At 70.0% G+C, this 26,342-nt stretch carries 26 protein-coding genes; 21 read left to right on the forward strand and 5 right to left on the reverse strand.

Features of this window, described 5'->3' with window-relative positions:
- Window positions 1-153: 153 nt before the first annotated feature.
- Window positions 154-1,293, forward strand: a complete 1,140-nt coding sequence (locus tag OG289_RS34040; protein ID WP_327317874.1) for an LCP family protein — start codon at window positions 154-156, stop codon at window positions 1,291-1,293.
- A gap of 10 nt (window positions 1,294-1,303) precedes the next feature.
- On the opposite strand, the gene OG289_RS34045 is transcribed toward OG289_RS34040, so the two are convergent.
- Window positions 1,304-1,774, reverse strand: a complete 471-nt coding sequence (locus tag OG289_RS34045; protein ID WP_327317875.1) for a hypothetical protein — start codon at window positions 1,772-1,774, stop codon at window positions 1,304-1,306.
- A 159-nt stretch (window positions 1,775-1,933) separates the two neighbouring features.
- Between OG289_RS34045 and rpmE the strand changes: the two genes are divergently transcribed.
- The 17 genes from rpmE to OG289_RS34130 all read left to right on the forward strand — a co-directional run bounded on the left by rpmE (window position 1,934) and on the right by OG289_RS34130 (window position 17,226).
- Window positions 1,934-2,158 (forward strand): 50S ribosomal protein L31, encoded by a 225-nt coding sequence (rpmE, locus tag OG289_RS34050; protein WP_189919687.1) that lies wholly within the window; start codon window positions 1,934-1,936, stop codon window positions 2,156-2,158.
- Window positions 2,159-2,265: 107 nt separating this feature from the next.
- Entirely contained in the window at window positions 2,266-3,342 is a 1,077-nt protein-coding gene (gene prfA / locus OG289_RS34055) for a peptide chain release factor 1 (protein WP_327317876.1), read from the forward strand.
- A 37-nt stretch (window positions 3,343-3,379) separates the two neighbouring features.
- Entirely contained in the window at window positions 3,380-4,225 is an 846-nt protein-coding gene (prmC, locus tag OG289_RS34060) for a peptide chain release factor N(5)-glutamine methyltransferase (protein ID WP_327317877.1), read from the forward strand.
- Window positions 4,226-4,317: 92 nt separating this feature from the next.
- Window positions 4,318-4,965: an L-threonylcarbamoyladenylate synthase gene (locus OG289_RS34065; RefSeq protein ID WP_327317878.1), complete on the forward strand. Its 648-nt coding sequence runs from the start codon at window positions 4,318-4,320 to the stop codon at window positions 4,963-4,965.
- Window positions 4,962-5,639 carry an arsenate reductase/protein-tyrosine-phosphatase family protein gene (locus OG289_RS34070; protein WP_069769946.1) on the forward strand — a complete coding sequence of 226 codons (678 nt, stop codon included), beginning with the start codon at window positions 4,962-4,964 and terminating at the stop codon, window positions 5,637-5,639. Before OG289_RS34065 ends, OG289_RS34070 begins: the two co-directional genes overlap by 4 nt.
- 139 nt (window positions 5,640-5,778) lie before the next feature.
- Window positions 5,779-7,017 (forward strand): serine hydroxymethyltransferase, encoded by a 1,239-nt coding sequence (gene glyA / locus OG289_RS34075; protein ID WP_327317879.1) that lies wholly within the window; start codon window positions 5,779-5,781, stop codon window positions 7,015-7,017.
- Between the two features lie 174 nt (window positions 7,018-7,191).
- On the forward strand, window positions 7,192-8,544 hold the full coding sequence (locus tag OG289_RS34080) for an MraY family glycosyltransferase (RefSeq protein ID WP_327317881.1): 1,353 nt from the start codon (window positions 7,192-7,194) through the stop codon (window positions 8,542-8,544).
- 302 nt (window positions 8,545-8,846) lie between these two features.
- Window positions 8,847-9,260 (forward strand): hypothetical protein, encoded by a 414-nt coding sequence (locus OG289_RS34085; protein WP_327317882.1) that lies wholly within the window; start codon window positions 8,847-8,849, stop codon window positions 9,258-9,260.
- Between the two features lie 222 nt (window positions 9,261-9,482).
- The gene (gene atpB / locus OG289_RS34090; protein ID WP_327317884.1) at window positions 9,483-10,292 is read left to right on the forward strand and encodes a F0F1 ATP synthase subunit A; all 810 of its coding nucleotides are present in this window, start codon (window positions 9,483-9,485) and stop codon (window positions 10,290-10,292) included.
- 75 nt (window positions 10,293-10,367) lie between these two features.
- Window positions 10,368-10,613, forward strand: coding sequence for an ATP synthase F0 subunit C (atpE, locus tag OG289_RS34095; protein WP_067259277.1), 246 nt, complete (start codon window positions 10,368-10,370; stop codon window positions 10,611-10,613).
- 43 nt (window positions 10,614-10,656) lie between these two features.
- On the forward strand, window positions 10,657-11,205 hold the full coding sequence (locus tag OG289_RS34100) for a F0F1 ATP synthase subunit B (RefSeq protein WP_442819113.1): 549 nt from the start codon (window positions 10,657-10,659) through the stop codon (window positions 11,203-11,205).
- Window positions 11,202-12,023 (forward strand): F0F1 ATP synthase subunit delta, encoded by an 822-nt coding sequence (locus tag OG289_RS34105; RefSeq protein WP_327317886.1) that lies wholly within the window; start codon window positions 11,202-11,204, stop codon window positions 12,021-12,023. Before OG289_RS34100 ends, OG289_RS34105 begins: the two co-directional genes overlap by 4 nt.
- 134 nt (window positions 12,024-12,157) lie before the next feature.
- Window positions 12,158-13,747, forward strand: a complete 1,590-nt coding sequence (atpA, locus tag OG289_RS34110) for a F0F1 ATP synthase subunit alpha (protein WP_327317887.1) — start codon at window positions 12,158-12,160, stop codon at window positions 13,745-13,747.
- A gap of 21 nt (window positions 13,748-13,768) precedes the next feature.
- Window positions 13,769-14,686, forward strand: a complete 918-nt coding sequence (locus OG289_RS34115; protein WP_327317888.1) for a F0F1 ATP synthase subunit gamma — start codon at window positions 13,769-13,771, stop codon at window positions 14,684-14,686.
- Window positions 14,686-16,122 (forward strand): F0F1 ATP synthase subunit beta, encoded by a 1,437-nt coding sequence (atpD, locus tag OG289_RS34120; protein ID WP_327317889.1) that lies wholly within the window; start codon window positions 14,686-14,688, stop codon window positions 16,120-16,122. The genes OG289_RS34115 and atpD overlap by 1 nt, the downstream gene beginning before the upstream one ends.
- A gap of 141 nt (window positions 16,123-16,263) precedes the next feature.
- A complete protein-coding gene (locus OG289_RS34125) occupies window positions 16,264-16,638 on the forward strand; it encodes a F0F1 ATP synthase subunit epsilon (protein WP_079659511.1) in 375 nt (124 codons plus the stop codon).
- 141 nt (window positions 16,639-16,779) lie between these two features.
- Window positions 16,780-17,226, forward strand: coding sequence for a DUF2550 domain-containing protein (locus tag OG289_RS34130; RefSeq protein WP_093776493.1), 447 nt, complete (start codon window positions 16,780-16,782; stop codon window positions 17,224-17,226).
- Between the two features lie 278 nt (window positions 17,227-17,504).
- Here the strand turns inward: OG289_RS34130 and OG289_RS34135 are convergent, their stop codons facing one another.
- The 3 genes from OG289_RS34135 to OG289_RS34145 form a co-directional block, all read right to left on the reverse strand.
- Entirely contained in the window at window positions 17,505-19,328 is a 1,824-nt protein-coding gene (locus OG289_RS34135; RefSeq protein WP_327317890.1) for a glycoside hydrolase family 18 chitinase, read from the reverse strand.
- Between the two features lie 131 nt (window positions 19,329-19,459).
- The gene (locus tag OG289_RS34140; RefSeq protein ID WP_327317891.1) at window positions 19,460-20,110 is read right to left on the reverse strand and encodes a response regulator transcription factor; all 651 of its coding nucleotides are present in this window, start codon (window positions 20,108-20,110) and stop codon (window positions 19,460-19,462) included.
- Window positions 20,107-21,300, reverse strand: a complete 1,194-nt coding sequence (locus tag OG289_RS34145) for a sensor histidine kinase (protein ID WP_442818996.1) — start codon at window positions 21,298-21,300, stop codon at window positions 20,107-20,109. The genes OG289_RS34140 and OG289_RS34145 overlap by 4 nt, the downstream gene beginning before the upstream one ends.
- A gap of 144 nt (window positions 21,301-21,444) precedes the next feature.
- Between OG289_RS34145 and OG289_RS34150 the strand changes: the two genes are divergently transcribed.
- Window positions 21,445-22,026, forward strand: coding sequence for a hypothetical protein (locus tag OG289_RS34150; protein ID WP_327317893.1), 582 nt, complete (start codon window positions 21,445-21,447; stop codon window positions 22,024-22,026).
- A 135-nt stretch (window positions 22,027-22,161) separates the two neighbouring features.
- On the opposite strand, the gene OG289_RS34155 is transcribed toward OG289_RS34150, so the two are convergent.
- Window positions 22,162-22,749, reverse strand: a complete 588-nt coding sequence (locus OG289_RS34155; RefSeq protein ID WP_327317894.1) for a cob(I)yrinic acid a,c-diamide adenosyltransferase — start codon at window positions 22,747-22,749, stop codon at window positions 22,162-22,164.
- Between the two features lie 445 nt (window positions 22,750-23,194).
- On the opposite strand from OG289_RS34155, the gene OG289_RS34160 reads away from it, so the two are divergent.
- Window positions 23,195-23,518, forward strand: coding sequence for an STAS domain-containing protein (locus OG289_RS34160; RefSeq protein ID WP_327317895.1), 324 nt, complete (start codon window positions 23,195-23,197; stop codon window positions 23,516-23,518).
- Between the two features lie 249 nt (window positions 23,519-23,767).
- A complete protein-coding gene (locus OG289_RS34165) occupies window positions 23,768-26,296 on the forward strand; it encodes an ATP-binding protein (protein ID WP_327317896.1) in 2,529 nt (842 codons plus the stop codon).
- The last annotated feature ends 46 nt before the right edge of the window (window positions 26,297-26,342 follow it).

Below are 26,342 nucleotides of genomic sequence, written 5' to 3' on the forward strand. Positions count from 1 at the left end.
CAGGTGAGCGGGGTGCTCCTCGCTCACCCGCGTCACGCTGTGTGCCCGGTCCGCCGCGGACCGGGCACACAGCGTTGTGCAACCCTGTCCCGAGTTTCCCCGTCTGACCTGACGGAGTGACGATGGTGAGGTTCCACGAGAACAGAGGAGCACATGTCCGCCGAGAGCACGTCGGAGCCCGGCATACCGGGTGAGGCCGGCACAACGAGCGGGGCGGCCGGCAGCAACGGTCCGCGCCACCGCAAGGAGCGGGGCAGGCGCAAGGGGCTGCTGATCGCCGCGTGGACCGCCGCGGGCATCGTGGTGCTGGGCGGCACGGGCGCGGGCTACCTGTACTTCAAGCTCAACGGCAACATCAAGAGCGTCGACATCGACCAGGCTCTGGGCACCGACCGGCCGACCAAGGTCGACAACGGCTCCGAGAACATCCTCGTCCTCGGCTCGGACACCCGCTCGGGCTCCAACAAGAAGCTGGGCGGCGGCACCGACGACGGCAGTGCCCGCTCCGACACGGCGATGATCATCCACGTGTACGAGGGCCACAAGAAGGCCAGCGTGGTCTCCATACCGCGCGACACCCTCGTAGACCGCCCGGCGTGCACCGACACGAAGGGCGTCACCCACGACGCCGCGTCCGACGTGATGTTCAACTCGGCGTACTCGACGGGCGGCGCGGCCTGCGCGGTGAAGACGGTGGAGTCGATCAGCGGCGTCCGCATGGACCACTACCTGGAGGTCGACTTCTCGGGCTTCGAGAAGCTCATCGACGAGCTCGGCGGCGTCCAGGTCACCACGACCAAGGCCATCAAGGACCCCGACAGCCACCTGAACCTCAAGGCCGGCACGCACACCCTCACCGGCGAGCAGGCCCTCGGCCTGGTCCGCACCCGGCACGGCGTCGGCGACGGCTCCGACCTCGGCCGCATCCAGCTTCAGCAGGCCTTCATCAAGGCGCTGGTCAACCAGGTCAAGCACATCGGCCTGTTCACCAGCGGCACGAAGCTGTACGACCTGGCCAACACCGCCACCAAGGCCGTCACGACCGACTCCGACCTCGGCTCCCTGAACTCCCTGATGTCCTTCGCGAACGGCCTCAAGGGCATCAGCGCGGCCAACATGAACATGGTCACGATGCCGGTCCAGTACGACCCGTCCAACCCCAACCGCGTCATCGTCTCCGAGGCGAAGGCCAAACAGGTCTGGACGGCCCTCAAGAACGACCAGCCCATCCCGAAGACAGCCACCGAGGGGAATGCCACGGGCGAGGCGGCGGGGGTCGTGACGTCGTCGTGAGGGGCGGGGGTCAGGAGACCCAGCCCGAGCTGTGACGGTGGCGGTGCAGCCCGACGGCCGAGAACTCGTCCTCGTCGCCGTGCGCGGTCGCGCCCAGCCGGCGCAGGGCCCGGGAGATCGGGCTGCCGTCCTCGGGGAAGCGCTCCCCCTCCGCCACGCCCAGGGGCCCCAGCACGAGAGCGCCGTCGGCCCACACGGCCGCACGCTGCTCGCCCACGCCCCCGAAGTACTCGGCCTCCAGGTAGGCGACCGGCCCGACGGCCGACCAGTCGGCGAGACGGCCGTCGAAGCCGCTGGGCAGCGACCAGAACCCGAGGGGGCGGTCACCGTCGCCGTCGGTGACCGAGTCGAAGAGGCCGTCCGTCATCGGCATCAGCGACAGGCCCTGACCGAGCGCCGCCGACCGCGCGGCGGGCAGGTCCCCCATGACGTCCCGCAGCGTCTCCCGGCCGGCGATCACGGCCCGCAGCTCGTAACTCATCCCCACGACCTCCCGCTCCCGGTCCCCCGGGAATAGATCCCCCCGCCCCCCGGTTTTGGGGGATGCGGCCAGTCCTGGCAGACTGGTACGTCGGCTCCGGTTCACGTTTGTCGTATCCCGCGGCAGCGACCCGGCGCCCTCCCGAAACTAGGAGACACCTTGAAGCGCGACATCCACCCCGAGTACGTCGAGACGCAGGTCAGCTGCACCTGTGGCGCGTCGTTCACCACCCGTAGCACGATCGAGAGCGGTTCCATCCGCGCCGACGTCTGCTCCGAGTGCCACCCGTTCTACACGGGCAAGCAGAAGATCCTCGACACCGGTGGCCGTGTGGCCCGCTTCGAGGCCCGCTTCGGCAAGGCCGCCGCAGGCTCCAAGAAGTAGCGAGCCCCATTTCGCCGGTCCACGGTCGTGTCCCCGCCCAGGGACACACCGGGACCGGCGTTTTTGGTCGCCCGCCCTTCCCCCACGTACGTCATCAGGAGCCCACCATGTTCGAGGCCGTCGAGGAGCTGCTCGGTGAGCACGCCGACCTGGAGAAGAAGCTCGCCGACCCGTCGGTCCACTCCGACCAGGCCAACGCGCGCAAGCTGAACAAGCGCTACGCCGAGCTCACCCCGATCGTCGCCACGTACCGCTCCTGGAAGCAGACCGGCGACGACATCGAGACCGCGCGTGAATTCGCCGTCGACGACCCCGACTTCGCCGCCGAGGTCAAGGTGCTGGACAAGCAGCGCGAGGAACTGACGGAGAAGCTGCGGCTGCTGCTCGTGCCCCGGGACCCGTCCGACGACAAGGACGTCATCCTGGAGATCAAGGCGGGCGCGGGCGGTGACGAGTCCGCGCTGTTCGCCGGCGACCTGCTGCGCATGTACCTGCGGTACGCCGAGCGCGTCGGCTGGAAGACCGAGATCATCGACGCCACCGAGTCCGAGCTGGGCGGCTACAAGGACGTCCAGGTCGCCGTGAAGACCAAGGGCGGGCAGGGCGCCACCGAGCCCGGGCAGGGCGTGTGGGCGCGGCTCAAGTACGAGGGCGGCGTGCACCGCGTGCAGCGGGTGCCCGCGACCGAGTCCCAGGGGCGGATCCACACCTCCGCCGCCGGTGTGCTCGTGACGCCCGAGGCGGAGGAGGTCGACGTCGAGATCAACGCCAACGACCTCCGCATCGACGTGTACCGGTCCTCCGGGCCCGGCGGACAGTCCGTCAACACCACCGACTCCGCCGTGCGCATCACGCACATTCCCACCGGAGTCGTCGCCTCCTGCCAGAACGAGAAGAGCCAGCTGCAGAACAAGGAGCAGGCGATGCGTATCCTGCGCTCCAGGCTGCTCGCGGCGGCGCAGGAGGAAGCGGAGCGGGAGGCCGCCGACGCCCGCCGCAGCCAGGTCCGCACCGTCGACCGCTCCGAGAAGATCCGTACGTACAACTTCCCGGAGAACCGCATCTCGGACCACCGTGTCGGCTTCAAGTCGTACAACCTGGACCAGGTCCTGGACGGCGACCTCGACGCGGTGATCCAGGCCTGCGTCGACGCGGACTCGGCCGCCAAGCTCGCAGCCGCCTGAGGCACGTCGCAGAAGTACCGAGTACCGGAGGACTTGCGTGAACCTGCTGCTCGCAGAGGTGGCCCAGGCCACCCAGCGGCTGGCCGACGCCGGCGTGCCCTCGCCGCGCAACGACGCGGAGGAGCTCGCCGCGTTCGTGCACGGCGTGAAGCGCGGTGAACTCCACTCCGTGAAGAACTCCGACTTCGACGCCCGCTACTGGGAGGTCATCGCCCGGCGCGAGCAGCGCGAGCCGCTCCAGCACATCACCGGGCGGGCCTTCTTCCGGTACCTGGAACTCCAGGTCGGGCCCGGAGTCTTCGTGCCCCGTCCCGAGACCGAGGCCGTGGTCGGCTGGGCCATAGACGCCGTACGCGCCATGGACGTCGTCGAGCCCCGCATCGTCGACCTGTGCACCGGCAGCGGGGCCATCGCCCTCGCCCTCGCCCAGGAGGTCCCGCGCTCCCGCGTGCACGCCGTGGAGCTGTCCGAGGACGCCCTCAGGTGGACGCGCAAGAACATGGAGGGGTCCAGGGTCGACCTGCGTCAGGGAGACGCCCTGGACGCCTTCCACGACCTCGACGGCCAGGTCGACCTGGTCATCTCCAACCCGCCGTACATCCCGCTCACGGAGTGGGAGTACGTGGCGCCGGAGGCCCGGGACTACGATCCCGAACTCGCCCTGTTCTCGGGGGAGGACGGCCTCGACCTGATCCGTGGCATCGAGCGCACCGCGCACCGGCTGCTGCGTCCCGGCGGTGTCGTCGTCATCGAGCACGCCGACACGCAGGGCGGCCAGGTGCCGTGGATCTTCACCGAGGAGCGGGGCTGGGCCGACGCGGCCGACCACCCCGACCTCAACAACCGTCCGCGCTTCGCCACCGCCCGCAGGGCGATGCCGTGAGCGCGCCCCATACTTTCGACCCGCAGCAGTACGCGTGCGAGTACACGTACGAGTACGCGCACAGGTACTTCGTGTACGAGGAGGCTCGCTAAATGGCACGGCGATACGACACCAACGACGCGACCGACCGTGTGACCGGTCTGCGCGAGGCCGCGTCCGCCGTCCGCCGAGGCGAGCTCGTGGTCCTCCCGACCGACACGGTGTACGGGATCGGCGCCGACGCGTTCTCCTCGGAGGCCGTCGCCGACCTGCTGGAGGCCAAGGGCCGGGGCCGCAACATGCCCACCCCCGTCCTCATCGGCTCCCCGAACACGCTGCACGGCCTCGTCACGGACTTCTCCGAGCTGGCCTGGGAGCTGGTCGACGCGTTCTGGCCGGGCGCGCTGACGCTGGTCGCCAAGCACCAGCCGTCCCTCCAGTGGGACCTGGGCGACACCCGCGGCACGGTCGCCGTGCGGATGCCCCTGCACCCGGTCGCCATCGAGCTGCTGACGGAGGTCGGCCCGATGGCGGTCTCCTCCGCCAACCTCACCGGCCACCCGGCGCCGGAGAACTGCGACTACGCGCAGGAGATGCTCGGCGACTCCGTCTCCGTCTACCTCGACGGCGGCCCGACCCCCGGCAACGTCCCCTCGTCGATCGTCGACGTCAGCCGAGGGGTGCCGCTGCTGCTGCGTGAGGGCGCGATCTCCGCGGACGAGCTGCGGAAGGTCGTACCCGACCTCGAGGTGGCGAATTGACAGCCCCTGACGCGGGGCGTGGCATAGGCAACGGGGAACGTGCCGCGGAACAGACGACGACGTTCGGGTTTCCGCGCGACACCTTCCGCATCCTCCACGTCAGCACCGGCAACGTCTGCCGCTCGCCGATCACCGAGCGGCTGACCCGGCATTTCGTGTCGCAGCGGCTCGGGGTGCTGGGCGGCGGGCTGATCGTGGAGAGCGCGGGAACCTGGGGCCACGAGGGCGCGCCGATGGAGGCCAACGCGGAGACCGTGCTGGCCGACTTCGGCGCGGACGCGTCCGGGTTCACCGGCCGCGAGCTTCTCGACGAGCACGTCATCATGGCCGACCTGGTCCTGACGGCGACCCGTGACCACCGCGCCCAGGTCATCTCCATGGGCCACTCGGCGGGCCTGCGCACCTTCACCCTCAAGGAGTTCACCCGCCTGGTGAACGCCATCGACCCCGCCACGCTGCCCCCGCTGGACGAGGGCGTGGTCATGCGCGCCCGGGCGCTGGTCCGCGCGGCGGCGGCTCTACGCGGGTGGCTCCTGGCCCCGACCCTGGAGGCGGACGAGGTCTACGACCCGTACGGGGCACCCCTGCCGTTCTTCCGCTCGATCGGGGACGAGATACACCAGGCACTGGACCCGGTGGTGACGGCGCTGACGGGTGTGCCCGCGCGTACTTGAGGCGGGGCGCCGACGGGTGTGCCCGCGCGTACGGGAGGCGGGGCGGGGATCGGTGCCCGCGTGGAGGTGACAATCCGCGCACCTCGACCACCTCGGGCCTACATTGGACGTACGTCACCGTCGACGCCCGGAGTGCAACATGTCGGTCACCCATGTCCCCGAGGCCGATGTCCTGCGCCGGCAGGACCCCGAGCTGGCCGAGATCCTGCTCGGGGAACGGGAGCGGCAGTCGACGACGCTGCAGCTGATCGCCGCCGAGAACTTCACCTCGCCCGCCGTGCTCGCCGCACTCGGCTCGCCCCTCGCCAACAAGTACGCGGAGGGGTACCCGGGGGCCCGCTACCACGGCGGCTGCGAGATCGTCGACGTCGCCGAGCGCATCGCCGTGGACCGCGCCAGGACGTTGTTCGGCGCCGAACACGCCAACGTCCAGGCCCACTCGGGCTCTTCCGCGGTGCTGGCCGCCTATGCCGCTCTGCTGCGGCCCGGCGACACCGTCCTCGCTCTCGGGCTGCCGTACGGCGGTCATCTCACGCACGGATCGCCGGCGAACTTCTCCGGGCGCTGGTTCGACTTCGTGCCCTACGGGGTGGACGCGGAGACCGGCCTCATCGACTACGACCAGGTGCGGACGCTGGCCGGCAGCCATCGGCCCAAGGCGATCGTGTGCGGGTCCATCGCCTACCCGCGCCACCTGGACTACGCCTTCTTCCGGGACGTGGCCGACGAGGTCGGCGCCTATCTCATCGCCGACGCCGCCCACCCCATCGGCCTCGTCGCCGGGGGAGCGGCGCCCAGCCCGGTGCCGTACGCCGACATCGTTTGCGCCACCACGCACAAGGTGCTGCGCGGGCCGCGCGGCGGGATGATCCTCTGCGGCGGCGAGCTCGCGGAACGGGTGGACCGGGCGGTGTTCCCGTTCACGCAGGGCGGCGCGCAGATGCACACCATCGCCGCCAAGGCGGTCGCGTTCGGCGAGGCGGCCACCCCGGCGTTCACCGCGTACGCCCATCAGGTGGTCGCCAACGCGAGGGTTCTCGCCGCAGCTCTGGAGGCGGAGGGGCTGGCCGTCACGACCGGCGGGACCGACACCCACCTCATCACCGCCGACTCCACGCCCCTCGGCGTCGACGGGCGCACCGCGCGCGGCCTGCTCGCGGCCGCCGGGATGGTGCTGGACTGCTGCGCGCTGCCGCACGACCACGCCCGTGGCCTGCGCCTGGGCACCGCCGCGGTGACCACGCAGGGCATGGGGGAGCAGGAGATGAAGCGGGTCGCGGTGCTGCTGGCGGGGGTGCTGCGGGACGAGATCGATGGCAAGAAGGCCCGCGAGGAAGTGCGCGAGCTGAGCCTGGCGTTTCCGCCGTATCCGGGCTGAACCGGGGTAGGCGCGCCCCGTGCACACCCTCGGGCGCACCCCCTGTACGCGCCTTCACACAGCCTCACGTGAAACCATCGTCACTACCCGGAAGTCCTCACACATATGCGCCGTGTAGGAGTCGATCGCTAGGGTGTGGGACTGAGATGGCCAGCGAGACCTGTGGGGAAGCCTGTGCGTGAATACCTGCTGACGCTCTGCATCACGGCCGCGGTGACGTATCTGCTGACTGGGCCGGTACGGAAGTTCGCGATCGTGGCCGGAGCGATGCCGCAGATCAGGGCCCGTGACGTGCACCGGGAACCCACTCCGCGGCTCGGTGGGATCGCCATGTTCTTCGGCCTGTGCGCGGGCCTGCTGGTCGCCGACCATCTCACCAACCTCAACGAGGTCTTCGAGAAGTCGAACGAGCCGCGCGCCCTGCTGTCGGGGGCCGCGCTGATCTGGCTCATCGGCGTGCTGGACGACAAGTTCGAGATCGACGCCCTGATCAAGCTGGGCGCCCAGATGATCGCCGCGGGCGTGATGGTGATGCAGGGTCTGACGATCCTGTGGCTGCCCATCCCGACCGTGGGCACGGTCGCGCTGACCCAGTGGCAGGGGACCCTGCTGACAGTGGCCCTGGTCGTCATCACCATCAACGCGGTCAACTTCGTGGACGGCCTCGACGGTCTCGCCGCCGGCATGGTGTGCATCGCGGCGGCCGCGTTCTTCATGTACGCCTACCGCATCTGGTACTCGTACGGCATCGAGGCCGCCGCCCCGGCGACGCTGTTCGCGGCGATCCTGATGGGCATGTGCCTGGGCTTCCTGCCGCACAACATGCATCCGGCGCGGATCTTCATGGGCGACTCGGGCTCGATGCTGATCGGGCTGGTGCTGGCCGCGGGCGCGATCTCCGTCACGGGCCAGGTCGACCCCGATGTGATGAAGCTGTTCTCCGGGTCCGAGCGCAACGCCGTCCACCAGATGGTGCCGGTCTACATCCCGCTGCTGATGCCGCTGACGATCATCGCGATCCCGGCCGCCGACCTCATCCTGGCGATCGTGCGCCGTACCTGGCGCGGCAAGTCGCCGTTCGCGGCGGACCGCGGGCACCTGCACCACCGGCTCCTGGAGATCGGCCACTCGCACAGCCGCGCGGTGCTGATCATGTACTTCTGGTCGGCGCTGATCGGGTTCGGCGCGCTCGCCTACTCGGTCAACTCGGCGTCCATGTGGATCGTCCTGGGTGTCGTGTTCCTCAGTGCGATCGGTCTGGCGCTGCTTCTGCTGCCGCGCTTCACGCCGCGTGCGCCGCGCTGGGCGGAGGCCTTCGTCCCGCCGCGTTACCGCCGCCGCCGGGCCACCGCGGCAGCCACGCTGGAGCAGCCCGCCGTGCGTGCCGCCGCCGTTGCCGAGGACCCGGAGAAGCAGGCGGAACAGGAAGAGCGGGAGCAGCAGCAGACGCCGGTCCCGGCGGGTGTGACGGGTACCAACGGGGCGACCGCGATCGGTGGCCGACGAAGCTCCAAGGTAAGAATCTGACTAGAGCATTGCCAAGTCGTGGGAGAACCGGGGGTGGGCAAAGTCCCCCATTACCAGACAAGCTCCCCCGGGTTCTGCACAGACGCGCGCTGTCACTCTCATGTGTGACAGCGAGCACACCTTCCAGGTAAAGACCTCATCAAATAGTTTGTGATACGGTTCACGAGAACCCCCGGATAGAGCCGAAGGGCCGCAGTACGACGGTCCGTTGGAGCGAGGTGGCGTGAGGTCTCTCGCCCCTCGGGCCGGGACTACGCTCGTCCATGACGACACCTGCCCCCCTTGAATGCGGAGTTGCCGCCATGCAGTCCAACGACGTACGAACGCTCCTGCACTGTGCCCTGCCCACCGCGCTCGCGGGTGTGGCGGGAGTCGCGGTGAGCGCCGCCGTTGCCGGCGGCAAGGGAGCGCTCGGCGCCGTGTTCGGCGCGGTACTCGTCCTGCTGTTCATGAGCAGCGGACTGGTGGTGCTGCTGCGCACCGCGCGCCAGCTTCCCCATCTCTTCCAGTCGATGGGGCTGTTGCTCTACACCACCCAGATCCTTCTGCTGATGATCCTGCTGATCACGTTCAAGGGGACCTCGGCCTTCAATCCGAAATGCTTCGCCTTCACGCTGCTCGCGTCCACCCTGGTGTGGATGGCGGCTCAGGTGCGATCGCACATGAAAGCAAAGATCCTCTACGTCGAGCCGGATTCCGCTCGGACGTCGTCGTGACCTGTAGGGCCGGTGTAAAGGGACTTCCGCTCTTTTGCTATGGTCTCGCCACAACTGCGGCAGAGCTGGCGCGGGCGGCAGTCGTGCCTGTGACGTCTCACGGTTCGGAGCCCAGTCGCCGCCCCCTTATCCGCAAGTCCAGTCCAGTGCCGTCCCGCGGTCGCAGGCCGCGCCGACACATCGAGGTTGCCGTACCCATGCGCCACGCTGAAGGAGCTCGCGGTGAGTAACGCCAAGACGCTCGCCTTCGAGACCGACTGTCATATTTTCGACGGGTGCGGTTTCCCGACCCCCGGCCTGCACTCGTTCATGTTCGAGCCGCTGTTCACCGTCGGCGGCATCGAATTCAACAAGCCGATGCTGCTCTCGCTGGTGAGCACCGTCCTCGTCATCGGATTCTTCTGGGCCGCCTTCAACAAGCCGAAGCTGGTTCCGGGCAAGCTCCAGATGGTCGGCGAGGCGGGCTACGACTTCGTACGCCGCGGTGTCGTCTACGAGACGATCGGCAAGCGCGAGGGCGAGAAGTACGTCCCGCTGATGTTCGCGCTGTTCTTCTTCATCTGGATCATGAACCTCTGGTCGATCGTCCCGGTCGCCCAGTTCCCGGCCACCGCGGTCATCGCCTTCCCGGCCGGTCTCGCCGCCCTCGTCTACGTCCTGTGGATGAGCATCACGTTCAAGCGCCACGGCTTCGTCGGCGGCTTCAAGAACATCACCGGCTACGACCGTTCGCTCGGCCCCGTGTTCCCGATGGTCATGTTCTTCGAGTTCCTGTCGAACGTGTTCATCCGGCCCTTCACGCACGCCGTCCGGCTCTTCGCCAACATGTTCGCCGGGCACGTGCTGATCCTGATCTTCACCATCGGAACCTGGTACCTGCTCAACGGCATCGGCATCGCCTACTCGGCGGTCTCGTTCCTGATGGTCATCGTGATGACCGTCTTCGAGCTGTTCATCCAGGCCCTCCAGGCCTACGTCTTCATCCTCCTGTCCTGCAGCTACATCCAGGGCGCGCTCGCCGAGCACCACTGAGCACCCAGATCACCATCCCCTGAACTTCCGGTGGCCAACCCCCACCGGCCTGTGTAAAGAGAAGGAAGTTACGGCATGTCCGCTCTCGACACCCTCGCCGCGGTCGAAATCAAGGGCAACCTCGCTGCCATCGGCTACGGTCTCGCGGCCATCGGCCCCGGCGTCGGCGTTGGCATCATCTTCGGTAACGGCACCCAGGCGCTGGCCCGCCAGCCCGAGGCCGCCGGCCTGATCCGCCAGAACCAGATCCTCGGCTTCGTCCTCTGTGAGGCGCTCGCCCTGATCGGTCTGGTCATGGGCTTCGTCTACCCGTCTGCCTGACGGTCTCGGTCGACGAGAGAATTCCACGGAAGGAACTGATGTGATCTCGCCCTTGCTGCAACTCGCGGCTGAGGAGGAGTCCCAGAATCCTCTGATCCCGGAGATCCCCGAGCTCGTCATCGGTCTGATCGCCTTCGCGATCGTGTTCTTCGTCCTGGGCAAGAAGCTCCTTCCGAACATCAACAAGGTTCTGGAAGAGCGTCGCGACGCCATCGAGGGCGGGATCGAACAGGCCGAGATCGCTCGGACCGAGGCGCAGAGCGTTCTGGAGCAGTACAAGGCCCAGCTCGCCGAGGCCCGTCACGAGGCCGCGCGGCTGCGCCAGGAGGCGCAGGAGCAGGGCGCCACGCTCATCACCGAGATGCGCGCGGAAGGCCAGCGCCAGCGCGAGGAGATCGTCGCCGCCGGACACAGCCAGATCGAGGCCGACCGCAAGGCCGCCGCGTCCGCGCTGCGTCAGGACGTCGGCAAGCTCGCCACCGAACTGGCCGGCAAGCTCGTCGGCGAGTCCCTCGAGGACCACGCCCGCCAGAGCCGCGTCATCGACCGCTTCCTCGACGAGCTCGAGGAGAAGGCCGAGGCGTCTCGATGACCGCACACGGAGCGAGCCGCGAGGCATTCGCAGCAGCCCGTGAGCGTCTCGACGCGCTGACGGACTCCACGTCCGTGGACGCGGCACAGCTGGCCGGCGAGCTGGCAGCCGTCACCGCGCTGCTCGACCGCGAGGTCAGCTTGCGTCGGGTCCTCACCGACCCGGCGCAGGCCGGCGACGCCAAGGCCGAGCTGGTCCAGCGTCTGCTCGGCACCCAGATCAGCGGCACCACCGCCGACCTGGTGTCCGGCACGGTGCGTTCCCGCTGGTCGCAGTCCCGCGACCTGGTGGACGTGCTGGAGGAGCTGGCGAACATCGCCGACCTCACCGCCGCGCAGAAGGCCGGCTCGCTCGATGACGTCGAGGACGAGCTGTTCCGCTTCGGGCGGATCGTCTCCTCCAACACCGGGCTGCGCGCGGCACTGACCGACCGGAAGGCCACCGTCTCGGCCAAGAGCGAGCTGCTGCGCAGCCTGCTCGGCGGCCGGGCCGACGCGGCCACCGAGCGTCTGGTGACGCGCCTCGTGACCGCGCCCCGGGGACGTAGCCTGGAAGCGGGCCTCGAGTCCCTGTCCAAGCTCGCCGCGGAGCGCCGGGACCGCATGGTCGCCGTCGTCACCTCGGCGGTACCGCTGAGCGACCCGCAGAAGCAGCGCCTCGGCGCCGCCCTCGCGAAGCTCTACGGCCGCCCGATGCACCTCAACCTCGACGTGGACCCCGCGGTCCTCGGCGGGATCCGGGTGCAGGTGGGCGACGAGGTGATCAACGGATCCCTCGCGGACCGCATCGAGGACGCCGCCCGCCGCATGGCGAGCTAGCAGCAACTCAAGACCGCAGTACGAACTGATGGCGGCCCTGGTTGGGCCGTGCAGAGGATTCACCTCTTTCAGGGGGGAGTCCCCATCCCCCCAAAGTGAAACTTCGGGCCCAACAAGGAGAGCAGGGAACCCAGATGGCGGAGCTCACGATCCGGCCGGAGGAGATCCGGGACGCGCTGGAGAACTTTGTCCAGTCGTACAAGCCGGACGCGGCCTCGCGCGAGGAGGTCGGTACGGTCACCCTTGCCGGCGACGGCATCGCGAAGGTCGAGGGCCTCCCCTCGGCCATGGCCAACGAACTGCTGAGGTTCGAGGACGGCACCCTCGGCCTCGCGCTCAACCTCGAAGAGCGCGAGATCGGTACCGTCATCCTCGGCGAGTTCAGCGGCGTCGAGGAGGGCCAGCCGGTCACCCGCACGGGAGAGGTCCTGTCCGTCGCCGTCGGCGAGGGCTACCTCGGCCGTGTCGTCGACCCGCTCGGCAACCCGATCGACGGCCTCGGCGAGATCGAGACGTCCGGCCGCCGTGCCCTGGAGCTGCAGGCTCCGGGTGTCATGGCCCGTAAGTCGGTGCACGAGCCGATGGAGACCGGCTACAAGGCCGTCGACGCGATGACCCCGATCGGCCGTGGCCAGCGTCAGCTGATCATCGGTGACCGCCAGACCGGCAAGACCGCCCTGGCTGTCGACACGATCATCAACCAGCGCGACAACTGGCGCTCCGGCGACGTGAAGAAGCAGGTCCGCTGCGTCTACGTCGCCATCGGCCAGAAGGGCTCGACCATCGCCTCCGTGCGTGGTGCCCTCGAAGAGGCCGGCGCGCTGGAGTACACGACCATCGTCGCCGCCCCGGCGTCCGACCCGGCCGGCTTCAAGTACCTGGCGCCGTACACCGGTTCGGCCATCGGTCAGCAGTGGATGTACGAGGGCAAGCACGTCCTCATCATCTTCGACGACCTGTCGAAGCAGGCCGACGCCTACCGCGCCGTGTCGCTGCTGCTGCGCCGCCCGCCGGGCCGCGAGGCCTACCCGGGTGACGTCTTCTACCTGCACTCCCGCCTGCTGGAGCGTTGCGCGAAGCTCTCCGACGACCTGGGCGCCGGTTCGATGACGGGTCTGCCGATCGTCGAGACCAAGGCGAACGACGTGTCGGCGTTCATCCCGACCAACGTCATCTCCATCACCGACGGCCAGTGCTTCCTGGAGTCCGACCTGTTCAACGCCGGCCAGCGTCCGGCTCTGAACGTCGGTATCTCGGTCTCCCGCGTCGGTGGCTCCGCCCAGCACAAGGCGATGCGGCAGGTGTCCGGCCGGCTCCGCCTCGACCTCGCCCAGTACCGTGAGCTGGAGGCGTTCGCCGCCTTCGGTTCCGACCTGGACGCCGCGTCGAAGTCCCAGCTGGAACGCGGTCAGCGACTGGTCGAGCTGCTCAAGCAGCCTCAGTACCAGCCGATGCCGACCGAGGACCAGGTCGTCTCCGTGTGGGCCGGTACCACCGGCAAGATGGACGACGTTCCGGTCGCCGACGTCCGCCGCTTCGAGAAGGAGCTCCTGGAGTACCTGCACCGCAAGGAGCAGGGCCTCATGACCTCCATCAAGGAGGGCGCGAAGATGTCGGACGACACCCTCATCGCTGTTGCCGACGCGATCGCCGAGTTCAAGAAGCAGTTCGAGACCTCGGACGGCAAGCTTCTCGGCGAGGACGCCCCGGCCGCGGCCAAGTGACGTAAGGAAGGGACCTGACTCATGGGAGCCCAGCTCCGGGTCTACAAGCGTCGCATCCGATCCGTCACCGCGACCAAGAAGATCACCAAGGCGATGGAGATGATCGCCGCCTCGCGCGTCGTCAAGGCGCAGCGCAAGGTGGCGGCCTCCGCGCCGTACGCGACCGAGCTCACCCGCGCGGTCACGGCGGTCGGTACCGGCTCGAACACGAAGCACGCGCTGACCACGCAGGCCGAGACGGTCGTGCGGTCCGCGGTGCTGCTCCTGACGAGCGACCGTGGTCTCGCCGGCGCCTTCAACTCCAACGCCATCAAGGCCGCGGAGCAGCTGACGGCGCGCCTCGAGGCCGAGGGCAAGCAGGTCGACACGTACATCGTCGGCCGGCGTGGTCTCGCGCACTACAACTTCCGTGAGCGCAAGGTCGCGGAGTCGTGGTCGGGCTTCACGGACGAACCGACGTACGCGGACGCCAAGAAGGTCGCGGCCCCCCTGATCGAGGCCATCGAGAAGGACACGGCGGACGGCGGCGTGGACGAGATCCACATCGTCTTCACCGAGTTCGTCTCGATGATGACGCAGACGGCGCTCGACGACCGTCTGCTGCCGCTCAGCCTCGACGAGGTCGCGCAGGAGGCGGCGCCGAAGGGCGAGATCCTTCCGCTGTACGACTTCGAGCCCTCGGCGGAGGACGTCCTCGACGCCCTTCTGCCGCGCTACGTGGAGAGCCGCGTCTACAACGCTCTCCTCCAGTCGGCAGCCTCGAAGCACGCCGCCACGCGGCGCGCGATGAAGTCGGCCACCGACAATGCGGGCGAGCTCATCGAGACGCTCTCCCGCCTTGCCAACGCGGCCCGCCAGGCCGAAATCACCCAGGAAATCAGCGAGATCGTCGGTGGCTCCGCAGCCCTGGCCGACGCGACCGCGGGGAGTGACAGGTAATGACGACGACAGTTGAGACGGCCGTTGCCACGGGCCGCGTCGCCCGGGTCATCGGCCCGGTCGTCGACGTGGAATTCCCCGTCGACGCCATGCCGGAGATCTACAACGCCCTTCACGTCGAGGTCGCCGACCCGGCGAACGACGGCGAGAAGAAGACGCTGACCCTGGAGGTCGCCCAGCACCTGGGTGACGGCCTGGTCCGCACCATCTCCATGCAGCCCACCGACGGTCTGGTCCGCCAGGCCGCGGTCACCGACACCGGCACGGGCATCAGCGTCCCGGTCGGCGACTTCACCAAGGGCAAGGTGTTCAACACCCTCGGTGAGGTGCTGAACGTCGACGAGCAGTACGAGGGCGAGCGCTGGTCCATCCACCGCAAGGCCCCCAACTTCGACGAGCTCGAGTCGAAGACCGAGATGTTCGAGACCGGCGTCAAGGTCATCGACCTGCTGACCCCGTACGTCAAGGGCGGCAAGATCGGTCTGTTCGGTGGTGCCGGCGTGGGCAAGACGGTGCTCATCCAGGAGATGATCTACCGCGTCGCCAACAACCACGACGGTGTCTCCGTGTTCGCCGGTGTCGGCGAGCGCACCCGTGAGGGCAACGACCTCATCGAGGAGATGGCGGACTCGGGCGTCATCGACAAGACCGCCCTTGTCTTCGGCCAGATGGACGAGCCCCCGGGCACCCGTCTGCGCGTGGCCCTGGCCGGTCTGACCATGGCGGAGTACTTCCGCGATGTGCAGAAGCAGGACGTGCTGTTCTTCATCGACAACATCTTCCGCTTCACCCAGGCCGGTTCCGAGGTCTCGACCCTGCTCGGCCGTATGCCCTCCGCGGTGGGCTACCAGCCGAACCTGGCCGACGAGATGGGTCTCCTCCAGGAGCGCATCACCTCGACCCGTGGTCACTCGATCACCTCGATGCAGGCGATCTACGTCCCCGCGGACGACCTGACCGACCCGGCCCCGGCCACCACCTTCGCCCACCTCGACGCGACGACGGTTCTGTCCCGTCCGATCTCCGAGAAGGGCATCTACCCGGCCGTGGACCCGCTGGACTCCACGTCCCGCATCCTGGACCCGCGCTACATCGCGGCGGACCACTACAACACCGCGATGCGCGTGAAGACGGTCCTGCAGAAGTACAAGGACCTCCAGGACATCATCGCGATCCTCGGTATCGACGAGCTCGGCGAGGAGGACAAGCTCACCGTCCACCGTGCCCGTCGCGTGGAGCGCTTCCTGTCGCAGAACACCCACGTCGCCAAGCAGTTCACCGGCGTCGACGGGTCGGACGTCCCGCTGGACGAGTCGATCACCGCGTTCAACGCGATCATCGACGGCGAGTACGACCACTTCCCGGAGCAGGCGTTCTTCCTGTGCGGTGGCATCGAGGACCTGAAGGCCAACGCCAAGGAGCTGGGCGTCTCCTGAATCCGGAGCGTCGGAGCCGATGAGTTCCGAGCTTTGAAACTGGTGTGAGGGGGCGGGCGCGTCCCGCCCCCTCACTCACGCCCACTAGACTTGTAACCAACACCCGGCAGAACCCGCCGGGTGGTGACCCGAGGAGCCACCTTGGCTGCTGAGCTGCACGTCGCGCTGGTCGCGGCCGACCGAGAGGTCTGGTCCGGCGAGGCCACCCTGGTCGTCGCGCGCACCACGTCCGGCGACATCGGCGTCATGCCCGGTCACCAGCCGCTGCTCGGTGTGCTGGAGTCGGGCCCGGTGACCATCCGTACGAGTGATGGTGGAACGGTCGTCGCCGCAGTGCACGGCGGTTTCATCTCGTTCGCGGACAACAAGCTGTCGCTGCTGGCCGAGATCGCCGAGCTGTCGGACGAGATCGACGTCCAGCGCGTGGAGCGCGAGCTCGAGCGCGCGAAGGCGGAGGGCGACGCCGCCGCCGAGCGCCGCGCGGACGTACGACTGCGTGCGGCGGCGACGCGCTGACCCGCGCGAGCCTGCATGACGTCACTCAGCCGCGGTCGGCTCCGGAGCAATCCGGAGCCGACCGCGGCTGAGGCAGATATGGATGTTTTTTCCGTTCCGTTACCTATTTTCGGTACCTAGGAGACGAGGAGGTCGGTGTCGATGGTCCTCGCTCTGACTGTGTGCGGAATCGTCGTGGCCCTGGTGGCGCTGGGGCTGTTCGTCTTCGGCCTGCGCCGCAGACTCATCCAGCGCTCGGGCGGCACCTTCGACTGTTCCCTGCGCTGGGACGTACCCGAGAAACCGGACACCAGCGGAAAAGGCTGGAGCTACGGTGTCGCCCGCTACAACGGCGACCGCATCGAGTGGTACCGCGTCTTCTCCTACGCCTACCGCCCGCGCCGCGTCCTGGAGCGCGGCTCGATCGAGGTGGCCGGCCGCCGCCTCCCCGAGGGAGAGGAGGAGCTGGCCCTCCTCTCCGACGCCGTCGTCCTGGTCTGTCTGCACCGGGGTACGCGCCTCGAACTCGCCATGAGCGAGGACGCGCTGACCGGTTTCCTCGCCTGGCTGGAGGCGGCCCCGCCCGGTCAGCGAGTCAACGTCGCCTGACATGCCGGGTGTCGGACGTCCTCCTGGCCGACCACGACCGTGCGGGTGTCGGGGCCGGGCGTCACCGTGATCCGGAGGGGCCACGCGGCCGGAAGAGCCGAGGTCGGCACCCCGGTGAAACTCCCCGGCGGACGCCGTCCTGGACCTGGTCGACCGGCATGCCGTGTGGAGCCGAGTGACCCCGCGCCGCGGACGCCGGGGGCGTGTGGGGCGCGCGAAGGCCCGCCGCGGACCGGCCCGCAGGCCGGCCGCGACGGGCGCGCGGAACGAGCGGAGGGTCAGCTCAGCCCGCTGTTGATGGCGCTCACCAGCTCTCCGCCCGCGGTGTCACCGCTGAACTCCCAGAAGAACGCGCCGCCCAGGCCCTGGTTCTTGGCCCAGGTCATCTTCCCGGCGATCGTGGCGGGGGTGTCGTAGGACCACCAGTTGCCGCCGCACTTCGCGTACGCCGTGCCGGCGATGGTGCCGGTGGCCGGGCAGGACGTCTTGAGGACCTTGTAGTCCTCGATGCCCTGTTCGTACGTTCCCGCCGCCGGGCCCGTGGCCGTGCCGCCCGGGGCGTCCTGGGTGACGCCCGTCCAGCCGCGGCCGTAGAAGCCGATGCCGATGAGCAGCTTGCTCGCGGGGACACCCTTCGCCTTGAACTTGGCCATCGCGTCGGCCGTGGTGAACCCGGCCGTCGGGATGCCGCTGTAGGAGGTGAGCGGGGAGTGCGGGGCGGTCGGGCCCTGGGCGGCCCACGCGCCGAAGAAGTCGTACGTCATCACGTTGTACCAGTTGACGTACTGTGCCGCGCCCGCGTAGTCGGCCGCGTCGATCTTGCCGCCGGTGGAGCCGTCGGCGGTGGTGGCCGCGGTGACCAGGTTGGCCGTGCCGAACTTGGCGCGCAGCGCGGACATCAGGTTCTTGAAGGCCGCCGCGCCGGAGGTGTCGCAGGACAGGCCGCAGGCGTTCGGGTACTCCCAGTCGATGTCGATGCCGTCGAAGACGTCGGCCCAGCGCGGGTCCTCGACCAGGTTGTAGCAGGACTGCGCGAAGGCGGCCGGGTTGGCGGCGGCCTGGGCGAAGCCGCCGGACCAGGTCCAGCCGCCGAAGGACCACAGCACCTTGATGTTCGGGTACTTGGCCTTCAGCTGGCGCAGCTGGTTGAAGTTGCCGCGCAGCGGCTGGTCCCAGGTGTCGGCGACGCCGCTGACGGACTGGTCGGCGGTGAAGGCCTTGTCGTAGTCGGCGTAGGAGTCGCCGATCGCGCACTGGCCGCCCGTGACGTTGCCGAAGGCGTAGTTGATGTGCGTGATCTTCGCGGCCGAGCCGGACGTCACCAGGTTCTTGACGTTGTAGTTGCGGCCGTAGATGCCCCACTCGGTGAAGTAACCGAGTTTCACCTTGTTCCCGGTGGACGGGGGAGTGGTGCCGCCGCCGGTGGTGTGGACCGCGACCGCTGCGCTGACCGGGCCGCTCTGGTCGGCGGTGTCGCGGGCCTGGACGGTGTAGGAGTAGTCGGTGCCGGCGGCCAGGCCGGTGTCCGTGTACGAGGTCGTCGTGACGGTGGCGACCTTGGTGCCGTCGCGCAGGACGTCGTAGCTCTTGACGCCCTTGTCGTCGGTGGCGGCGGACCAGGTCAGCTTCACCGAGGTGTCGGTGACGGCGGAGGCGGTGGGGGTGCCGGGAGCGGAGGGGGAGGCGTCGCCCGGGACGGTGGTGCCGTCGCAACTGTCGCCGTTGAGCTTGCAGTTGGAGGGCGAACCGGCGCCGGCGCCGTTGAAGCCGAAGGAGACGGACGCGCCGGGGGCGATGGAGCCGTTGTAGGACTTGTTCTTGGCGGTCCAGTGGGTGGCGGAGGACGTGACGTCGGCGTCCCAGGCGGAGGTGACGGACGTGCCGGCGGGGAAGTCCCACTCGACGGTCCATGAGCTGATGGCGGTGGCACCGGTGTTCTTCACCGTCCACCTGCCCTCGAAGCCGGTGCCCCAGTCCGAGGCCTTGGTGTAGGTGGCGGTGGCGGTGCTCGCGGCCTGGGCGGGGCTCGCGAGGCCGACCAGGCCGGCCAGCGGGAGCAACAGCGTCGCGAACCCTGCCGCGGCTCTGTGTCTGAAGCGCATTCTGCGCCTCCTCGGGGGGAGTTGGGGGGCGCGACTGAGCCTTCACGCCCACAGTGCCGCGAGAATAGAAAGGTCTGGACCACGGGTCAATAGGTCTGGACCACTCTCGTCGGCGGTGTGCCGGACAGACCCTAGATCCCCAACTCCTGTGCCAGCACCGCCGCTTGCACCCGGCTGCGCAGCTCCAGCTTCCCCAGCAGCCTGCTGACGTGCGTCTTCACCGTCGCCTCAGCCATGTCCAGCCGCTTCGCGATCCCCGCGTTGGACATCCCCTCGCCGAGACAGGCCAGCACCTCGCGCTCGCGCCGGGTGAGGGTGTCGAGGACGGCGGGGTCGGCCCTCGGCTCCCGTACCGGCTTCGCGGCGAACTCGGCGATCAGCCGACGCGTCACGGCCGGGGCGATCAGCCCTTCCCCGCCCGCCACCGTGCGGACGGCCGTCAGCAGATCCCTCGCCTCCGTGTTCTTCAGCAGGAACCCGGCCGCACCGGCCCGCAGTGCCCCGAACACATACGCGTCGAGGTCGAACGTGGTCAGCACCAGGACGTCGGCGAGACCCTCCTCGACGACCTTCCGGGTCGCCGACACCCCGTCGAGCCGCGGCATCTGAACGTCCATCAGCACCAGGTCGGGCCGTAGCTCGCGGGCCAGCGCCACCGCCTGCTCCCCGTCCGCCGCCTCGCCGACCACCTCGATGTCGGGCGCGCTGCGCAGGATGAGGACGAGCCCGGCGCGCACGGCGGACTGGTCCTCGGCGACCAGGACCCGGATGGCGGAGCTCATGCGGGCTCTCCTTCCACGAGGGGGAACGTGGCACGTACCGTCCAGCGGGAGCCCTCCGGCCCGGCGTCGAACGTGCCGCCCAGCAGCGCCGCCCGCTCCCGCATCCCGACGAGCCCGGCGCCCGAACCCGGGGCGCGGGGCCCGTCCCGGTGGCCGTAGGGGCTCAGCACCCGCACGTCGAGCACACCGTCGCGCTGCGCGAGGGCGACGGTGACCCGGCCGGGGCACGCGTGCTTCAGCGCGTTGGTCAGCGACTCCTGGACGATCCGGTAGGCGGCCAGTTCGACGGGGGCGGGGACCTGGCGGTGCTCCGCGTCGAGGCTGACGTCCAGGCCGTTGGCGCGGGCGCCGTCGACCAGGGCCTCCAGGCCGTCGAGGGTGGGGGCCGCGGCCGGCTCGTTGTCCCCACTGCCGTCGCGCAGGATCCCGATCAGCCGCCGCATCTCCGCCAGCCCCTCGACGCTGTTCTCGCGGATCACCGACAGGGCCTGCTGGGAGGTGTCCGGGTCGTCGAGGGAGAGGGCCGCCGTCGAGTGGATGGCGATCGCGGAGAGGTGGTTGGCGACCATGTCGTGCAACTCCCTTGCCATTCGCGCCCGTTCGGTCGTGACGGCCTGGGCGCGGTCCATCTCCGCGAGCAGCGCGGTCTGTTCGGCCCGCAGCCGGGCTGCCTCGGCGGCGTCCCGGTGGTTGCGCACGATCCAGCCGGTGGCGGCCGGCCCGTACGCCACGACGCCGACGACCACGCCGATCAGCAGTGCCTCCGGCACCCGCCACACCGCGAACGGCACCAGTGTCCCCGCGACCGTGAGCAGTCCGGTGATCCACTGGATACGGCGGGCCGACGCGAGCGGGCCGTACAGGACGGCCGCGTACATGACGTCGGTGAACATCAGGACGGTGGACACGTTGCCCTGGGTCGCGAGGTCCGCGGTGATCGCGACCGTGCCGGTCAGCAGGGCCGCGCGCGGGGCCGTCCGGCGCATCAACTCGCAGCCGGCCAGCACCGTGAGCGGTACCAGGACGGGCCAGGGGCCGTCGAACAGCGTGATCGGATCGTCGGACCGCCGCGTGCCCAGACGGCTGACGACCAGCAACAGGCCGCCGAGCAGCCCGCCGGCCGCGACGTACACGTCGAAGCGGTGCGGGCGGGGCAGTCGGTGCAGTTCTCGGACAGCCATGCCCTCCATCCAACACGCCCCGCGCCCCGTCCGCCTGCTCCCCTGGAACGGTCCCCAACTGCATCTTTCGATGTACCGCGAGTTCGTCACCGCCGACGACGAGAGGCGCTTTCCCGCACGGGAGCCTGGGAGGGTGAGCGAGAGGAGCGAACCGTGGTCGTCGGACTGATCATCGCCTGCGAGGTGGCCTTCTGGGTGCTGCTGGCCGCCGGACTGGCCTTCCGGTACGTGTTCCGGATGCCGCGAGCGGGCCTGGCCCTGCTGCTGTGCGAGCCGCTGCTGGAGGTCGTGCTGTTCGCCGTGACCGCGATCGACCTCAGATACGGCGCCGAGCCGGACTGGCGGCACGGCCTCGCCGCCGTCTACATCGGCTTCACCGTGGGCCTCGGCCACTCCACGATCAAGTGGGCCGACGCCCGCGTCGCCCACCGCTTCGCCGGCGGCCCGCCGCCCGTGCGTCCGCCGAAGTACGGCACGGCCCGCGCCGTCCATGAGTGGAAGGTCGCGGGCCGCTGGATCCTCGCCGCGCTGGTCGCCATGGCCCTGCTCCAGGCAGCCGTCGGGTACGTCGGCGACGACGGCGACATCGGCTCGCTGCGGGCGTGGCAGCAGCGGATGCTCTTCGTCATCGGTATCAACGTCGTCATCGCGGGGAGCTACACCCTGTTCCCGAAGCGGCGACCGAAGGACGGCCCGAAGGACGGCCCGGAACAGGAACCGGCCAAGATGCGCTGAGCGCTCCGCTGCGGATCCGGTGGTCACCCACGGGTCCGCTGTGGCCGGTCGTGCCCACGCGGCGGAGCCGCACATGTCACAGCCCCGTGCCCCTTTGGGGCGCGGCCGAACCGCAGTGGATTTCGCCGGACCCGCTCAGCGTTCGCCGCCAGGCACCCACAGGACGTCGCCGACCGCCTTGTTGGCCGTGCGGGCCAGGATGAACAGCAGGTCCGAGAGGCGGTTGAGGTAGGTCGCGGTGAGCGGGTTCATGCTGCCATCTCCTCCTTCGGCGCCGTGCGCCTCCAGCGCCGCCCAGGTGGAGCGTTCGGCCCGGCGGACGACCGTGCAGGCCTGGTGGAGCAGGGCCGCGCCCGGGGTGCCGCCGGGGAGGATGAACGAGCGGAGCTTCTCGAGCCGCTCGTTGAAGTGGTCGCAGTCCGCCTCCAGACGGTCGATGTAGAACTGCTCGACCCTCAGGGGAGGGAACTCGGGGTTGTCCACCACCGGCGTCGAAAGGTCCGCGCCCACGTCGAACAAGTCGTTCTGGACGCGGGTGAGAACTTTGACGAGCTCCTCGTCCAGTCCGCCCAGCGCGAGCGCCGTGCCGATGGCCGCGTTCGCCTCGTTGGCGTCGGCGTACGCGGCGATCCGGAGGTCGGTCTTGGCGACCCGGCTCATGTCGCCGAGGGCGGTCGTGCCCTGGTCGCCGGTTCTGGTGTAGATGCGCGTCAGATTGACCATGCCGCCAATCTAGACCGTCTCCGACGATGCGTTCCGTTCCCTTCGTCACTGCTGCCGGCACCTGGTCACTACGGGGCCAATCATTGTGAATCGGACAGGAATTGGCGACGTGACCGGCGTCTCACGCCGTGAGACGTGAAACGCGTTACTAACCGGTCACACAGAGCCTCGCGCCCGCTAATCTCCCGCCGAGAGGCATACGGACAGGCAACCGGACCGGCTGCGCCGGATGGTTGACGCCGGTGACATCGGACGCGTGAGCGGGCAGGGCTTCTACAGCACCGAAACCGCACAGGCCCCACGGGCCTCACCCTTGCGGGTGAATTCGGTATCGGTTCGCTCACAGACGGCAACCTTCGACCGCCTCGCGCAGTCAGAGGTTCAGTCAGAGGTTGCAACATCGGACACCACCGCGGAGCACGAGACGCACGCTTAGGGGAGCGCTATGCACATCAGGGGCGACCACGTCGAGCTGGTCGTCGGGGGCCGCCTCGACGTCCGCAGCGCGGCGGACGCCCGTACGGTCCTGCATACGGCCGTCGACGACGGAGTCGGCGACCTGGTGCTCGACCTGTCCGAGCTGAACTCCTGGGACGCCACCGGACTCGGCGTCATCATGGGCGTCCACCGACGGGCCGGCCGCTGCGGCCGACGTCTGGTGCTGCGTGGCGTACCGCCGCAGATGCAACGCCTGCTGGTGGCCACCCGGTTGCACCGGATCCTCGCGATCGAGGGCGGCATCGGCGTGGAGTCCCTGCCCCGGGTGTGACCCGCAAGGGGCGTGGCCTGCGGCGGGAAACGTGCGACGGGCGCAACGCGACCGGCGCAATCCTCACGAGACTGTGACCCTTCGGGCGGCCCGGCACCCCGGGCTGTCGTAGATACTGTGCGAAGGTTTACGGTTCGTCTGCCCGCCGCCCTCAGCCTTCGAGCGGGCACCGGACCAGAAGCGACAGCGCAGTGTGCAGCAAGGCCGGGAGGGGCTACCGCCACACGACGCTTTTGGGGGGCTTGACCTATGGACCCGAACACCCGGGGACCCGAGGAGTACGGCCGCGACGGCGAAGGCCAAGCGCCGCGCCCGCGCCCGTCCAGGGACCCCCTCACACCCGACTTCGGCCAGCACACGCCGGCCCTGGCCCGCACGGTGCGGCTCGTCGTCGGCGCACACCTGCTCACGGTCAACCCGGTCGACGGCAGCGAGATAGAACTCTGCCCGCCCACCGAGCGACCGGAACGGCCCGCGAAGCGCACCCCCGAGCAGCGCGCCGAGGCCGAGCGCGCCGCCCGGCCGCCCGCCCCAGCCGGAGCCGCCGCCCGGTCCGCGCAGCCGCTCCTGGGCCGCCAGGACGAACGCGAACAGCTGGTCCGCCTCCTCGCCCGCGGCCGCTCCGTCCGCCTCACCGGCGCCCCCGGCTCCGGCCGCACCAGCCTCCTCGACCTCGTCGCCGAGGACTGCGAGGACCTCGCCCCCGACGGCGTCGTCCGACTCACCGGCCTCGGCCGCACCACGGCCGACCTGCTGCACGACCTCTTCCACGCCGTCTACGACGCCCCCCGGTACCGCCCGGAGGACGACGACCTGCGCGCCCTCGTCCGAGAGATCGGCGCGGTCGTCGTCGTCGACGACCTCGAGCTCGGCGGCACCGCCCTCGACGAACTGCTGGACGCGACGCCCGAGTGCGCCTTCCTGCTCGGCGCGACCCCGGACACCCCGCTGCCCTCGGCGGACTCCGCCGTCGAGGAGGTCGTCCTCACCGGCCTCGATCGCGCGGGCGGTGTCGAGGTGATCGAGCGCGCCGTCGGCCGCGTCCTCACCGAGGAGGAGGCCAACTGGGCCGGTGACCTCTGGTTCGAGTCCGAGGGCCTGCCACTGCGGTTCGTCCAGGCCGGCGCCCTGCTCTCCCAGCGCGACCGACTGCGGGCCGGCGTCGAAGCCGTCGACGCGTTCGGCGTCTTCGAGGACGCCCGGCCGCTCGTCGCACCCGTCGACGCCGTCGCCGCGGCCGGGGCGGGCGAGGCCGAGGAGATACCCCTCCCCTCGCTCGGCGAGGCCGCGGCGCCCGCCCCGCTGCTCGCCGCCCGCCTCAGCCCCTCCGCCCGCGCCACCCTGCGCTTCGCCGTCGCTCTGGGCGGCGAGGTCCCGCACCAGGCCCACCTGCCCGCCCTGGTCGGCGACACCCACGCCGACGCGGCCCTCGGCGAACTCACCGCCTGCGGACTCGTCTCCCCGGTCGGCACCCGCTACCGGCTCGCCGCCGGCGTCCGGACCCAGCTGGAGGCCGCCGGCTACGCCGACGACATCGAGGCCCGCGCCCAGACCGCCGCCCAGCACTACGCCTGGTGGGCCGGACACCCCTCGGTCACCCCCGAGCGGGTCTGCGCGGAGGCCGACGCCGTACTCGCCGCCCTCACCATCGTCGTCCCCGCCACGACGCGACCGGTCGAGGACGAGGAAGCCACCGCCGTCCAGCTCGCCCGCACCGCCGCGCCCGCGTTCGCCGCGGGCCTGCACTGGAGGGCCTGGGAGGGCAGCCTGCACGAGGGCGCCGAGGCCGCCCGGCTCGCCGGCGAGTCCGCCGACCGCGCCTACTTCCACCACGAGCTCGGCATCCTCGCCCTCTGCACCGGCGAACTCGACCGGTCCCGCTCCGAGCTGGAGGCCTCCCTCGCCCTGCGCGGCACCATCGCCGACAAGCGCGGCACCGTCGCCGGCCGCCGCGCCCTCGCCCTGGTCGCCGACGCCTCGGGCGACGTGCCGGGCCTGGCCGTGGCGACGGCCGCCGAAGAGGTGCCCGACGCCCGCCACGAGGAGTCGGCGTCCCCGCCGCGCGGCATCCAGGCGGCGCTTCCGTCCTTCCCGCCGGAGGCGGAGACCCTCGTCTCCCGCCACGGACCCCCCGCACCGCCGGCCCGCCACAACCGGGGCGGCCTGAAGGGCCTGGCCAAGCGCAACCTCGTCGCGGCCGGCGCGGGCGCACTGCTCGTCGCCGTGCTCGGCACGGTCGTTACCCTCGGCGCGACCTCCGACAACGATGCCCACGACCCCGCCCGCCAGGGCGGCGTCAACCCCTCCGCCAGCACCGGCCTGGACGACGGCGGCCTGGACTCCGACACCCCCGGCGACGACAGCGGCAACGCCGACACGGGCGTCGCGACCAGCAGGCCGACGAACCCGGGCCCGGACGGCACGATGGGGACCTCGGACGATCCGACGCCTACGGGGGAGGCGGAGCCGTCGTCGGGGGCGAGCAGTTCGCACGGGACGGGGAGTGGGGAGTCGTCGCCTACGCCGACGAAGTCCTCGTCGTCGAGTACGTCGCCCAAGCCGAGCTCGTCCGTTTCACCGACGCCGACGACTCCCTCGACACCGCCCTCGACGCCGCCTTCGACACCCCCGAGCGGCACCCCGTCCACGCCAACCACCACCGACCCGTCCACCTCGAACTCCGCCAGCGGTCCGGCGTCCTCCAGCGCCACCGCGAGCAGCAGCGCGGGAACACCGAGCGCGGCGGACACCTCGGCCTCGCCGGAGCAGGTCATCTGAGCCCTCGGGCACACGAGAAGGGCCGGGTTCCGTACAGGAACCCGGC

Origin of the sequence: Streptomyces sp. NBC_01235 (assembly GCF_035989285.1) — a bacterium.
GTDB lineage: Bacteria > Actinomycetota > Actinomycetes > Streptomycetales > Streptomycetaceae > Streptomyces.

What these genes read in the sequence shown, in the direction of transcription:
- OG289_RS34040 (WP_327317874.1), top strand. Translation starts at nt 154, where the DNA reads ATGTCCGCCGAGAGCACGTCGGAGCCCGGCATACCGGGTGAGGCCGGC.
- OG289_RS34045 (WP_327317875.1), bottom strand. Translation starts at nt 1,774, where the DNA reads ATGAGTTACGAGCTGCGGGCCGTGATCGCCGGCCGGGAGACGCTGCGG.
- prfA (WP_327317876.1), top strand. Translation starts at nt 2,266, where the DNA reads ATGTTCGAGGCCGTCGAGGAGCTGCTCGGTGAGCACGCCGACCTGGAG.
- OG289_RS34065 (WP_327317878.1), top strand. Translation starts at nt 4,318, where the DNA reads ATGGCACGGCGATACGACACCAACGACGCGACCGACCGTGTGACCGGT.
- glyA (WP_327317879.1), top strand. Translation starts at nt 5,779, where the DNA reads ATGTCGGTCACCCATGTCCCCGAGGCCGATGTCCTGCGCCGGCAGGAC.
- OG289_RS34085 (WP_327317882.1), top strand. Translation starts at nt 8,847, where the DNA reads ATGCAGTCCAACGACGTACGAACGCTCCTGCACTGTGCCCTGCCCACC.
- atpE (WP_067259277.1), top strand. Translation starts at nt 10,368, where the DNA reads ATGTCCGCTCTCGACACCCTCGCCGCGGTCGAAATCAAGGGCAACCTC.
- OG289_RS34105 (WP_327317886.1), top strand. Translation starts at nt 11,202, where the DNA reads ATGACCGCACACGGAGCGAGCCGCGAGGCATTCGCAGCAGCCCGTGAG.
- atpA (WP_327317887.1), top strand. Translation starts at nt 12,158, where the DNA reads ATGGCGGAGCTCACGATCCGGCCGGAGGAGATCCGGGACGCGCTGGAG.
- OG289_RS34115 (WP_327317888.1), top strand. Translation starts at nt 13,769, where the DNA reads ATGGGAGCCCAGCTCCGGGTCTACAAGCGTCGCATCCGATCCGTCACC.
- atpD (WP_327317889.1), top strand. Translation starts at nt 14,686, where the DNA reads ATGACGACGACAGTTGAGACGGCCGTTGCCACGGGCCGCGTCGCCCGG.
- OG289_RS34130 (WP_093776493.1), top strand. Translation starts at nt 16,780, where the DNA reads ATGGTCCTCGCTCTGACTGTGTGCGGAATCGTCGTGGCCCTGGTGGCG.
- OG289_RS34135 (WP_327317890.1), bottom strand. Translation starts at nt 19,328, where the DNA reads ATGCGCTTCAGACACAGAGCCGCGGCAGGGTTCGCGACGCTGTTGCTC.
- OG289_RS34140 (WP_327317891.1), bottom strand. Translation starts at nt 20,110, where the DNA reads ATGAGCTCCGCCATCCGGGTCCTGGTCGCCGAGGACCAGTCCGCCGTG.
- OG289_RS34145 (WP_442818996.1), bottom strand. Translation starts at nt 21,300, where the DNA reads ATGGAGGGCATGGCTGTCCGAGAACTGCACCGACTGCCCCGCCCGCAC.
- OG289_RS34155 (WP_327317894.1), bottom strand. Translation starts at nt 22,749, where the DNA reads ATGGTCAATCTGACGCGCATCTACACCAGAACCGGCGACCAGGGCACG.
- OG289_RS34160 (WP_327317895.1), top strand. Translation starts at nt 23,195, where the DNA reads ATGCACATCAGGGGCGACCACGTCGAGCTGGTCGTCGGGGGCCGCCTC.
- OG289_RS34165 (WP_327317896.1), top strand. Translation starts at nt 23,768, where the DNA reads ATGGACCCGAACACCCGGGGACCCGAGGAGTACGGCCGCGACGGCGAA.